Here is an 11,776-nt window from a genome sequence, read left to right as displayed (position 1 = left end):
GCGATAGCGTCCTCAAGATCGCCATCGCCGGCAAGCCGGCTCCTACAAGGTCCGCGTCATGTTCCAGTCAGCGTGTTTCTGGCAGGCACAAAAAAGCCCGACTCAATGGTCGGGCTTTTTCATTCCTGAAGCAGTGCTTATTTAGCACGGCCTTTGTAGGAACCGCCTTCGCGGGTATCGATCTCGATCATGTCGCCGATTTCGATGAAGTCAGCAACCGACAGCTCGGTACCGTTCTTCAGTTTGGCAGGCTTCATTACCTTGCCGGAAGTGTCGCCGCGAGCGGAACCTTCGGTGTAGTCAACCTGACGCACGATAGTGGTCGGCAGTTCTACGGAAACCAGACGCTCTTCGAAGAAGATCGCTTCGCAAACATCGGTCATGCCTTCTTCAACGAAAGGCAGAACGGCTTCGATGTCTTCAGCGTTCAGTTCGTACATGGTGTAGTCGGTGGTGTCCATGAACGTGTAGGTGTCGCCGCTGATGAAGGACAGGGTCGCTTCTTTGCGGTCGAGGATTACGTCGTCCAGTTTGTCGTCAGCGCTGTAAACGATCTCGGTCTTGTAACCGGTCAGCAGGTTTTTCAGCTTGGTCTTCATGATCGCGCTGTTACGACCGGATTTGGTGAATTCAGCTTTCTGAACCAACCATGGATCGTTTTCGAGACGGATCACGGTACCGGGTTTCAGTTCTTTACCAGTTTTCATTGCGAATATCCGAATTTGGATGGGATTTACAAAAATCTAGGCCGCGTATCATATCCAATTTAGGTAAAACTGTACCAGCGCTGCGGCAAGATCAGCCTGCAAAGCCTGTTCCAGACACCACGCTTCGGCGTGTTTTTGCAGTTCTGGCCAGTGTTTACGGGTCGTAGCCCAATGGTCGGACATATCATGCCCGGCATTCCACTCTCGCCAAAGACCGCTGATCGCCTCGCGGGCAGGCGCAGACAGGCCTTTTGTGTAGAGCGTGAGGAAGGCTTCGAGCTTGTCCAGGTGAATGTCTTCGTCCTGCCGATAGATGTGCCAGAGCAGCGGCCGCCCTGCCCATTGCGCGCGGACAAACGAATCTTCGCCGCGCACGGCGTTGAAATCGCAGCACCAAAGCAGGTGATCGTATTGATCCTGTCGGACGAACGGCAGCACTTGCACGGTCAATGACTCGCGCACATGCACCGCGCCAGCCGCCAAACCCTCGACACCGAGCCAACGCTCGACATCACCGAGAATCCGCCCTTCGGGCACCAGCAGATGCGTGGGCACGGAATCTGCGGCCAGGACATCCAGCCAACTGGCCAGGCCGGCATTTTCGTAGGCGAACAGCGAAATCAACTGCGCGCCTTGCGCCCGATCAATCCCTAAACCTTGCAGGAATGCGCGCTGAGCCTCGGGGTCTTGCTGAAACTGCCGACGCCGTTCCAGCAATCCGCTTTCACGCAGCAAGCCACCGGTGCCTTTTTGGAACCCCGGAAAGAAAAAGAATTTCTGCACGTTTTTGTACTTCACCGACGGCAAGCCGTGGCAGCCGACGACCCAATCCTCTGCGCTCAGGTAGTCGAGGTTCAACCACAGCGGCGGTTTCTCCCGCGCCGCCATGGCCTCCATGTAAGCACTCGGCAACTGGCAGGCGAACGCGGCGATCACCACATCAGCCGCGTCAGTCGGGTGCCAGTCGGCCGTCCACTGATGCACCTCGACCCCCTCCTGCCACTGCTGTGGAAGATTGAGATCAATGGCTGGGCACAAACGCTCGAAGGCCCGCAAATCATCGACCCACAAACGCACGTCCATCGCATGTTCGGCCACCAATTGGCGGGCCAGGCGCCAGGTCACACCGATGTCGCCAAAGTTATCGACCACGGTGCAAAAAATATCCCAGCGCCTGCGGTTTTTCATTTGAGGCATTTCAGGCATTCCAGGCTCCCGTTGGCAAAGGCGCCGATTGTCCGCATAAATTACCCCGTGCAGAAGAGCCGACGGCGATTAATCTTCATGCGACAATCGCCACTCGCCACTCGCCCGCGACCACCCGCCAGGAGGCAGTCATGCCCTACCGTCCCAATCCGCGCCGCCGCTTGCCGATCCAGCTTAATGCCCTGCAACTGACGGGCAGTATCGCCCTCGGATTGTGGCTGGGTTTCCTCGCGATCGCACTGACCTGCTGGCTCGCCTCGCGCCTGTTGTTCAGCGAGCAACTGGCGCCCGTCGCACAAGCGGTGGAGCAATTGGCCAAGCCGCCGGTAGTGGTGCAACCGGTGCCGGACATTCCGCCGCAGAGCCCGATGTTCCAGCAATACGAAGAGAACCTGCGCAAGAACGAACAGGCACAACGGCTGGATCAGGCGCGCAGCAGCAACCGCAATCTGTCGAACCCCAATTGCCAGTTCTGGCTGCAACAGGACCGCACCGCGCCAAGCGAAAAAAGCCGCGCCAATGTCCTGCAATTCTGCGATTGATCATGAATAAGCAAACCGTCCACCAACTGATTATCGACAAGCTGCGGATCGATCTCGACATCGCCGAGCGTGCCGCGCAAACCGCTTACGAAACGGCGACCCACGAAGAAAACATCGCCGAAAACAAGTACGACACCCTGGGCCTGGAGGCGTCATATCTGGCAGCCGGGCAGGCAAAGCGCGTGGAGGAAATCAGGCAGTCACTGACGCTGTGCCAGAACCTGACGCTGCGGCCTTATGACGATCAGCGCGGCATCGAAGTCGGCGCCCTGCTCGGTCTCGAAGACGAAAAGGGACGTGAGCAATGGCTGTTCCTGGCGCCCGACGCGGCGGGCTTGAAGGTCGACTTGGTGGGGCAGTGGATTACCGTCATCACCCCTCGCTCGCCGCTGGGCAAAAGCCTGCTGGGCAAGTTCGAGGGGGACGAGGTGGAAATTCTGGTGGCGGGTGCTCGGCAACAGTTTTCTGTTACCGAGGTGGTTTAGCGGGAGATCAATGAACCGGCAGTTCGACGCCGTCGAACAGCTCTTCCAGTTCCTGCTTGTTGTGGCACTGAATGGCTTTGGCCATGACTTCGCGGGTCAGGTGCGGGGCGAACTTCTCGATGAAGTCGCACATGAAACCACGCAGGAAGGTGCCGCGACGGAAACCGATTTTGGTGATGCTGGATTCGAACAATTCGCTGGCATCGAGCACCACCAGGTCATTATCGAGCTTGGTATCGACCGCCATTTTCGCCACGATGCCCACGCCCAATCCCAAGCGAACGTAAGTCTTGATCACGTCGGCGTCGGCGGCGGTGAACACCACTTTCGGCGTCAGGCCGCGATGGCTGAAGGCTTCGTCGAGTTTCGAACGGCCGGTGAAACCGAACACGTAAGTCACGATCGGGTATTCGGCCAGCGCTTCGAGAGTCAGCTTCGACAGCTTGGTCAACGGGTGGCCCTGAGGCACGACCACGCAGCGGTTCCAGCGGTAGCACGGCATCATCACCAGATCACCGAACAGCTCCAGCGCTTCAGTCGCGATGGCGAAATCGACGGTGCCGTCAGCGGCCATTTCGGCGATCTGCATCGGCGAACCCTGGTGCATATGCAGCGCAACGTCCGGGTATTGCTTGATGAAATTGCTGATCACCGGCGGCAACGCATAACGCGCCTGGGTGTGCGTGGTGGCGATCGACAGGGTGCCTTTCTTCTCGTTGGAGAATTCCTGGGCGATCTGCTTAATGCTTTCAACCTTGCGCAGGATCTCGCCGGCGGTGGTGATGATGCGCTCGCCGGCCGGGGTGACGCGGGTCAGGTGCTTGCCGCTGCGAGCAAAAACCTCGACGCCCAATTCGTCTTCCAGCAGACGGATCTGCTTGCTGATGCCCGGTTGCGAGGTGTAAAGGCTTTGGGCTGTAGCGGAAACGTTGAGGTCGTGGTGCGCCACTTCCCAGATGTAGCGCAATTGTTGAAGCTTCATATGAATCCCTCAAAGCAGGTAGACGCCACGGGCATCAGCGACGGTATATAACTATATTAATGGTTTGAAGAATAAATCTAGAACTTTTTTATCAAACTGCCACTATTCGTGGACTAGCGGTCCCCTTGGCGACGGCGTTCCACCAGCGGCACCAGATAGACCGGGACCCGAGCCAACTGCAACACCCGCGCTGCGGTCCGCCCCAAAGGCGTTTCCGCGCCAGCACCATGGCTATGACTACCTACGATCAACAAATCCACGGAGAGTTTCTGCGCCTGTTCGAGAATCACCTGCGACGGATCACCCTGAAGCACCCGCACCGCTTGTATCCGCTCCAGATCCTGCTCCCCTTCATCCCCCAGTTCTTCACGAAAACTGTCGAGCACGCGCTGCTCGATATTGGCGATCACGGTGTTCAGGCCCTGACTGTGAAACTCGTTCAGCGCCTGCTCATCGAGGTAACTCTGAAGCACCGATTCGGCAAACAGCCCCATGGGTTCAACCGCGTGCACCACATACAGGTCGGCATTGAATGTTCGAGCCAGCTCCAGGGCATGCTGCATCACCAAAGGGGCGTACAGGCCGAGGTCAGTGGCATAGAGCATCGAACGAATCATATGACCTCCTCGAGTGCCAACATGGCGGAGATTGATTCAGCTTAGCAGTGCCTTGGCGAGTGCGACGTCCCGCGTAACGCGTTGAACGGCGGGCTTAAACCTTTTGCTCATTGCTTATGCCATGCGGCACATGGCCGGTAGCGACCACCTCGCGAGCCAACTCGCAATGGCCGGCCTGATCGTCGAAAAACACGTCAGCGGCAAAGGCTTCAAGGAAAGCGGATTTGGTCAGGCCACCCAGAAACAGCGATTCGTCCAGACGAATATCCCACTCGCGCAGGGTCCGAATCACCCGTTCATGGGCCGGTGCGGAACGCGCGGTGACCAGCGCGGTACGGATCGGACAGTCGTCCTCCGGGAACTCGCGCTGCAACAGATTGAGCGCCGCGAGAAAGCCCTTGAACGGCCCACCGCGCAAGGGCTCGCGGGCGCTTTCGCGCTCGCTGGCCTGGAACGCTTCAAGGCCGCCCGCCTGATAAACCCGCTCCGACTCGTCGGAAAACAGCACGGCGTCACCGTCGAAGGCAATCCGCAATTCATCGCTGGCCGCACGGCTGGCGCCGCCCGACAGAATGGTCGCCGCCGCGAACCCGGCATCCAGCGCACTGCGCACGTCTTCGGCATGGGTCGAGAGGAACAGGTCGCAGCCAAACGCCTTGAGGTACGGATAGGGACTGCGCCCGCCGACAAATGCCGCGCGCGAAATCGCCAGCCCGTAATGGTGAATCGAGTTGAACACCCGCAGCCCGGTGTCGGCACTGTTGCGCGACACCAGGATCACCTCGACCCTGGCGCGGCCGAGGCTGGCGTTGAGGTTCAGGAGTTTTTCAACGAGAGGGAATGCGTCGCCGGGCTCGAGGATTTCGTCTTCGTGTTCGATCTGATATTGCCGATAAGCCTCGACGCCGCTCGACAGATAAACCTTGTGGCTTTCGCTCAGGTCGAACAGCGCACGCGAGGAAATCGCCAGTACCAGTTTGTCGTCAATCGTCTTTGCCATGCCCTTCCCCCTCGGGTTGATCGACTCAGGTGTTGCGTCGATCGATAAAACTCAAACTGCGATACAACGCGTCGATTCGTGGCAACTCGCACCCGGCAGCCTTGGCCACCGCCAGTGGCCGGGCGTAAATGGCCGCCAGTTCCAGCGGTCGCTTGTGCAAAAAGTCGTGGTGCATGCTCGGCCAGTAGTCCGGCATTTTCTCGGTCATCATGAACAGATAATCGGCATAACCGGCCGGCATGTCGTGACCGCAGGCCTTCGCGCCCCGGACCACTTCGGCCATCAAGGCCTTGATCAGTTCGCGGCTGTCGGCGTCGGCCATCAACGCTGTGGTGCCCGCACCGAGCAGAACCGAGAGGCCGTTGTAAGGAATATTCCAGACCAGTTTTTGCCAACGCGCCTGTTGCAGGTTCGCCATGGCCTGGGAATCGATGCCGGCGCTGCGGAACAACCCGGCGCCCTCCTCGACGATCGCCATGCGCGCCGGCTCATCGCCAGCGGGGCCACTGTGGTAGCCGACGTTCACCGCGCCGAGGGCCTGATGGGTGATCGCGCCCGGGCCGGTGCGATGCACGCAGATCAGACAAAGCCCGCCGAGCAGGTGCAGCGTATCGGGAAGCAATGACCGCAGACTGTCTTCGACGTCCAGGCCGTTTTGCAGCAGCAGTACCTTGGCATTCGGCGCTGCGGCTTGAATGATCGCCGGCGCCAGACCGGCATTGCTGGTGGTCTTGGCGCCCACCAGCAACCAGTCGCAGGGCGGCATGTCTTCGGCCGACGAATAGGCCTGAACCGGATTCAACGTCAGCGCGCCGTGCGGTGCACTGTCGACGTGAAGTCCGTGCTCGGCCACCGCCGAAAACTCGCTGCGCAGCAGAAAGTGCACATCGAAGCCGGCACGCGCCAGCATGACCCCGTAAAACCCGCCAATCGCACCGGTTCCGATAACACCGATGGTCGGTTTGGCAACTGCAGCCGTCATGGCAACTCCTCTGCTGTTCTCGTCAACGCCTGACCTACGGCTTCATTCAGCTCCGTAGCGGTCAGGCGTGATCTTAGTGCCCCGAAGAACTCACCGTCGCGCACCACAAACAGCGCCGGCAAATGAAAGACCTGATAACGCTCGACCACCCCGCCGTTGTCCCCGGCATCGATCCAGCACAAGCGATCGACATCCAGATCGAGCCTGGGCAATTGCTCTCGGGCAAAACGGCAACTGGCGCAGCCGACGCTGGTAAAAACAACCAGCGAAACGCCGCTCATCGCCAGCAACCGTTGGTCGGCGTCGAAATCGGTCAGTGCCAATTCGACCACTATACTGGGGGAAACAATGTCAGATGGCCGACACATGGAGTCCGTGCTCATGGGACGTTTTATTCCTCATCCTGACGATGTACCCGTCGAATTAACGTTGCTAAAACCTGAGTGTATTTCACGGCAACAGCTGCACACTATCAGCCTCGGGGGCATGGCTTGCAATTACCACCGCGCCTGGCGTCACGGTACCGCGCTGGAAGTCCGCATGCCGACCTTGAACCCCGATATGCGTTTTCTGGGCTACGTGGCCTGGTGCTTGCGACGCAAGCGCGGCTACCTGGTAGGCATTGCCTTTGTTGACGAGCAGATGATGTTCAGTGCCCGAATGGGCGAACAGGTGTGTCAGATCGAGCGTTACTGTCGCTTGCATGACGCCCACGACGACCTGCAGGAAACCCAGGCGCTGGCCCTCGAATGGGTCCAGCAGCACGCCGACGAGTTCTCCCACGACACGGTTCGCAAGGCATTTGCGCAGGCGGTGCTGGATTAAGGGACGTCATCAATTCGTTGCGAATGGCCCTTAAACCGCTGTCTGCCCATTGTCGAGCCACGGTGTAACGCGCTAAGGTTCCGCTCCCCGACGCGCTTAATTTGCTGTGCTCCGCCGCGCGGGTTCGCTGGCGGCCGGCACCCGTGACCTGACGAGTAAACGATGGCTGATTTACCGATCAACGACCTAAACGTCGCCTCCAACGAGACGCTGATCACTCCTGACCAGCTCAAGCGTGATATCCCTCTGAGCGACGCTGCCCTGCGCACCGTCACCAAGGGTCGCGAAGTCATTCGCAACATTCTTGATGGCACCGACCACCGCCTGTTTGTCGTCATCGGGCCGTGCTCGATCCACGACATCAAGGCTGCCCACGAATACGCCGAGCGCCTGAAAGTGCTGGCTGCGGAAGTGTCCGATACGCTGTATCTGGTCATGCGCGTGTATTTCGAGAAGCCACGCACCACTGTCGGCTGGAAAGGCTTGATCAACGACCCGTACCTGGACGACTCCTTCAAGATTCAGGACGGTCTGCACATTGGTCGTCAGTTGCTGCTGGACCTGGCCGAAATGGGCCTGCCGACCGCAACCGAAGCCCTTGACCCGATCTCTCCGCAATATTTGCAGGACCTGATCAGCTGGTCGGCCATCGGCGCGCGCACCACCGAATCCCAGACCCACCGTGAGATGGCCTCCGGCCTGTCCTCGGCGGTCGGCTTCAAGAACGGCACCGACGGCGGCCTGACCGTAGCGATCAACGCCCTGCAATCGGTTTCCAGTCCGCATCGTTTCCTGGGGATCAACCAGGAAGGTGGCGTGTCGATCGTTACCACCAAGGGCAATGCCTACGGTCACGTGGTGCTGCGCGGCGGCAACGGCAAGCCGAACTACGATTCGGTCAGCGTCGCACTGTGCGAACAAGCGCTGAACAAAGCGAAGATCAAGCCGAACATCATGGTCGATTGCAGCCACGCCAACTCCAACAAGGACCCGGCCCTGCAACCGCTGGTGATGGAGAACGTCGCCAACCAGATCCTCGAAGGCAACCGGTCGATCATCGGCCTGATGGTCGAAAGTCATCTGAACTGGGGCTGCCAGGCGATCCCGAAAGACCTCGCCGACCTGCAATACGGCGTGTCGATCACCGATGCCTGCATCGACTGGTCCGCCACCGAAAACACCTTGCGCAGCATGCACGCCAAGCTCAAGGATGTGCTGCCTAAACGTGATCGCACCTGATCACTGTTCAGCGCACACAAAAACGCCGGGCTTAACCCGGCGTTTTTTTATGCGTTCGTTTTACTGGCTCAGCTTGGCCGCATGCCGCTGGTGGCGCTCCATGTAGCGCTCCACGTAGGAACACGATGGAATCACGGTGTAGCCCATTTCCTCGGCGTACTCCAGCGCCTTCTCGGTCAAGGCTGCCGCAATGCCGCGACCACGCAATGCATTGGGCACGAAGGTGCGATAGATATCCAGAGTCTGTTTCCCCAGATCCATATAGGTCAGGTAGGCACGATGACCGTCCACATTGGTCTCGAACTGATGACCTGCCTGGTCATGGTTGATGGACAACGCCTCGCTCATCACAACTCCTCTGCGGGTCTTGAATTCTGACCCCTACCTTACCGATGTTTTTCCGGCGAAGGAACATCTACGCCACCCCCGTGCCTGAATGGACACCGAGAAGAGCTGCACCGATCTCGCGCAACCGAGCACGTATCAAATAGTAGGCACCATTGGCAGAAATGCTCAAGGTGCGCTCGTCATCACGCGGGGTTGGGCGGGTGCTGCTCCGGGTTACGCAGGGACGGCTCGACCGAAGCGCTCTGCGGGTCGATAGCCTGAACATTGCCGGATGTTGAGACTTAAGACGAGCGTCCCTCTATTAAGTCACCTCAACTAGGCGAAAGAGTTTGAGAGGTGCCGCGCAAATTCCGAACAAAAGTGTAGACGAATCCATCTAGACAGACTTTAGCCAAGATGGGAAAAACAGTCCTGCCTCCGGGAACTTTTTCGTGCCAACTCGCTCAGCTCGGGCCTTGCAGCTGGATATTTTTTAATCAATCGCAAGTAAAAGTTGCTCGAAAAAGAATCAACGCCTACAATTTTTTTTGCTTCTTGCTTTACGTCAGTTTACTTACGACAAGTAATGGGTAGTATGTACGCCGGCTATTTCCTCACTCTGAGGAGACAGCTAATTTAATTGAAAGTCCTTGAAGGGGAACACGATGAACAACGTTCTGAAATTCTCTGCTCTGGCTCTGGCCGCAGTTCTGGCTACCGGTTGCAGCAGCGTATCGAAAGAAACCGAAGCACGTCTGACCGCTACTGAAGACGCAGCTGCTCGCTCCCAGGCTCGTGCAGACGAAGCTTACCGTAAAGCTGATGAAGCTCTGGCTGCTGCTCAAAAAGCACAACAGACTGCTGACGAAGCTAACGAGCGTGCTCTGCGCATGCTGGAAAAAGCTAGCCGCAAGTAATAATCCTTCGGGGTTGTTATCAAGCCGACCCATTTTTTGGGTCGGCTTTTTTATTGCCCGGCGTTTGTCCAGGCAATAAAAAACCCGCCGACGCTCTCAGCGCCGGCGGGTTCTGTTCAAGCCTTACTGCAACGGATCGATCGGTGCACTCGTCACCATCGGCGCAGAAGTATTCGGCACGGCGATTTCCACCGGCAGGCCATCTTCAGCGGCAACCACATCACGCACCACATCCCAGTTCATGCGCAGGTTGTTGGTGATGTCTTCGCGCTTGAGCATCGCGTTGATCACAGCCGTGTGCTTGTCGACGACCGACGGGTTGCCCTTGTCGTCCAGCGGCGTGTGCGCTTCCAGATACACCTTGCCGCCACTTACACCGAACTTGTACGGGTCGTTGAGAATGCGCACTGACGTGCCGACCGGCACCATGCCTGCCATTTGCAGCACGTTGTTGTTGAACATGCGGAAGCAGCCGTGGCTGGTGCGCATGCCGATGCCGAACTTCTTGTTCGAACCGTGGATCAGGTAGCCCGGCGTGCCCAGGGTGAACTTGAACGGGCCCAGCGGGTTGTCCGGGCCGGCCGGCACGACGTTCGGCAGCGGATCGCCGTCAGCGGCGTGCTCGGCCTTGATCGACGCTGGAGGCGTCCAGGTCGGGTTCGGCGTCTTCGCAACGATGCTGGTGTGGGCAATCGGCGAACCCCAGCCTTCACGACCGATACCCAGCGGGAAGGTGTAGACCACGTTCCGGCCTTTCGGGAAGTAGTAGAGGCGGTATTCAGCCAGGTTGATGACGATGCCTTCACGTGGGCCTGGCGGCAGGATGAAGCGCGTCGGCAGCACGATCTCGGTGCCGGCACCCGGCAACCATGGATCGACGCCAGGGTTGGCCGCGACCATTTCCGAGTAGCCCAGATCGTAGGTGGTGCCAAGGTCGGCGAAGGTGTCTTCGTACTTGGCCTTGATCACTTGCACCTGGCCGATGATGTCTTCACCGGGCGGTGGCAGGGGTAGCTCCAATGCTGCTACGGGGCCAGCCACACAAAGGGCGGCAAGAGTCAGGCAGCGGGTGACGGCAGGAAAGCGCGGCAACATCCGGAAAATCCTTCGCATAATCGACTGGGGTTTAAGAACGCAATTGTACACTGGCGCTCTGGTATTCGGGGAGTGACACCGATAGAGCGTGAATTGGCTGCGGTATTTTTTCAGGGGGCATATCCGTTTCTGCGGTAACGGCCGCTAATGGTTCCGCTTTTACAGCGGGTCACTTGGAAAAGCCCCAAGTAACCAAGGGCTCTTGCCCCTTTCATTCGGTGCCTCGCCTAGGCTCGGCATGCCCTCGCTCCGGCCCTGCTCCGTGGGCCCGCCGCCATCGGCCATCCATGGCCGGGGGCGGCTAACCCGGCATCCATGCCGGGTTGCCCACTGCGCAGAACCTCCACTCGGCCTCTCGAGGGGGCGTGTACCTCAAGATCAAAAGCGGAAGGCGAGCTAACGCTCGGCCTGATGAGTGGTGAAAAGCGAAAGCAAACGCGATTCCCTGTAGGAGCCGGCTTGCCGGCGAAAAACGTCGGGGCAACGCGTTCATTCAGACAGCCAGCGTTATCGTTGACGTCCATCGCCAGCAAGCTGGCTCCTACAATTTTGAATCGTGCGAACCCAATCCATTGTAGGAGCCGGCTTGCTGGCGATAGCGGTGGATCAGTCAACGTATGTATTGGCAGGGCAGACGCCATCGCCAGCAAGCCGGCTCCTACAGGGGTTTGGTGTACATGTCCGGAATGAGTGAACGCAGCTGAGAAGGCGAACACGGACAACTGAAGAGCCAGGTCGGCTTTCAGGCCGCCTCGGCGGCTGTGGCGGTAGTCGCCCCCTCGAGAGGCCGAGTGGAGGTTCTGCGCAGTGGGCAACCCGGCATGGATGCCGGGTTAGCCGCCCCCGGCCATG

Annotated in this window: 14 protein-coding genes; 5 read left to right on the top strand and 9 right to left on the bottom strand. The window is 58.8% G+C overall.

Annotation, left to right across the window (positions count from 1 at the left end):
• Positions 1-137: 137 nt before the first annotated feature.
• On the bottom strand, positions 138-707 hold the full coding sequence (locus KGB25_RS29970; RefSeq protein ID WP_007943632.1) for an elongation factor P: 570 nt from the start codon (positions 705-707) through the stop codon (positions 138-140).
• Positions 708-755: 48 nt separating this feature from the next.
• Positions 756-1,913, bottom strand: coding sequence for an elongation factor P maturation arginine rhamnosyltransferase EarP (earP, locus tag KGB25_RS29965; RefSeq protein ID WP_223437944.1), 1,158 nt, complete (start codon positions 1,911-1,913; stop codon positions 756-758).
• Positions 1,914-2,044: 131 nt separating this feature from the next.
• Between earP and KGB25_RS29960 the strand changes: the two genes are divergently transcribed.
• On the top strand, positions 2,045-2,455 hold the full coding sequence (locus tag KGB25_RS29960) for a hypothetical protein (RefSeq protein ID WP_008040529.1): 411 nt from the start codon (positions 2,045-2,047) through the stop codon (positions 2,453-2,455).
• 2 nt (positions 2,456-2,457) lie between these two features.
• Positions 2,458-2,940, top strand: coding sequence for a GreA/GreB family elongation factor (locus tag KGB25_RS29955; RefSeq protein ID WP_008031400.1), 483 nt, complete (start codon positions 2,458-2,460; stop codon positions 2,938-2,940).
• Between the two features lie 7 nt (positions 2,941-2,947).
• Here the strand turns inward: KGB25_RS29955 and cysB are convergent, their stop codons facing one another.
• The 5 genes from cysB to KGB25_RS29930 form a co-directional block, all read right to left on the bottom strand.
• Positions 2,948-3,922: an HTH-type transcriptional regulator CysB gene (gene cysB, locus KGB25_RS29950; RefSeq protein ID WP_008031398.1), complete on the bottom strand. Its 975-nt coding sequence runs from the start codon at positions 3,920-3,922 to the stop codon at positions 2,948-2,950.
• Positions 3,923-4,035: 113 nt separating this feature from the next.
• Positions 4,036-4,539 carry a universal stress protein gene (locus tag KGB25_RS29945; RefSeq protein WP_008031396.1) on the bottom strand — a complete coding sequence of 168 codons (504 nt, stop codon included), beginning with the start codon at positions 4,537-4,539 and terminating at the stop codon, positions 4,036-4,038.
• Positions 4,540-4,633: 94 nt separating this feature from the next.
• Entirely contained in the window at positions 4,634-5,539 is a 906-nt protein-coding gene (locus tag KGB25_RS29940) for a 5'-nucleotidase (RefSeq protein WP_008031392.1), read from the bottom strand.
• A gap of 25 nt (positions 5,540-5,564) precedes the next feature.
• Positions 5,565-6,521, bottom strand: coding sequence for a putative 2-dehydropantoate 2-reductase (locus tag KGB25_RS29935; RefSeq protein ID WP_223437942.1), 957 nt, complete (start codon positions 6,519-6,521; stop codon positions 5,565-5,567).
• Complete coding sequence (locus KGB25_RS29930) at positions 6,518-6,904, bottom strand: thioredoxin family protein (protein WP_207286360.1); 387 nt, start codon at positions 6,902-6,904, stop codon at positions 6,518-6,520. The genes KGB25_RS29935 and KGB25_RS29930 overlap by 4 nt, the downstream gene beginning before the upstream one ends.
• Here KGB25_RS29930 and KGB25_RS29925 point away from each other — a divergent pair.
• Both KGB25_RS29925 and KGB25_RS29920 read left to right on the top strand, forming a co-directional pair.
• Positions 6,903-7,346 (top strand): PilZ domain-containing protein, encoded by a 444-nt coding sequence (locus KGB25_RS29925; protein WP_008031388.1) that lies wholly within the window; start codon positions 6,903-6,905, stop codon positions 7,344-7,346. The two genes, KGB25_RS29930 and KGB25_RS29925, sit on opposite strands and share 2 nt — an antisense overlap.
• Before the next feature lie 162 nt (positions 7,347-7,508).
• Positions 7,509-8,585: a 3-deoxy-7-phosphoheptulonate synthase gene (locus tag KGB25_RS29920; RefSeq protein ID WP_008031386.1), complete on the top strand. Its 1,077-nt coding sequence runs from the start codon at positions 7,509-7,511 to the stop codon at positions 8,583-8,585.
• Positions 8,586-8,645: 60 nt separating this feature from the next.
• On the opposite strand, the gene KGB25_RS29915 is transcribed toward KGB25_RS29920, so the two are convergent.
• Positions 8,646-8,933 carry a GNAT family N-acetyltransferase gene (locus KGB25_RS29915; protein ID WP_008031384.1) on the bottom strand — a complete coding sequence of 96 codons (288 nt, stop codon included), beginning with the start codon at positions 8,931-8,933 and terminating at the stop codon, positions 8,646-8,648.
• A 644-nt stretch (positions 8,934-9,577) separates the two neighbouring features.
• On the opposite strand from KGB25_RS29915, the gene oprI reads away from it, so the two are divergent.
• Positions 9,578-9,829 carry an outer membrane lipoprotei OprI gene (oprI, locus tag KGB25_RS29910; RefSeq protein WP_003172710.1) on the top strand — a complete coding sequence of 84 codons (252 nt, stop codon included), beginning with the start codon at positions 9,578-9,580 and terminating at the stop codon, positions 9,827-9,829.
• A gap of 123 nt (positions 9,830-9,952) precedes the next feature.
• Here oprI and KGB25_RS29905 read toward each other — a convergent pair whose 3' ends face one another.
• The gene (locus tag KGB25_RS29905; RefSeq protein ID WP_008031383.1) at positions 9,953-10,924 is read right to left on the bottom strand and encodes a L,D-transpeptidase family protein; all 972 of its coding nucleotides are present in this window, start codon (positions 10,922-10,924) and stop codon (positions 9,953-9,955) included.
• Between the last annotated feature and the right edge of the window lie 852 nt (positions 10,925-11,776).

Origin of the sequence: Pseudomonas sp. BF-RE-21, assembly GCF_019947305.1 — a bacterium.
GTDB lineage: Bacteria > Pseudomonadota > Gammaproteobacteria > Pseudomonadales > Pseudomonadaceae > Aquipseudomonas > Aquipseudomonas migulae.
Note: the sequence above shows the minus strand (reverse complement) of the source record. Positions and strands in the feature narration are given on the sequence as shown.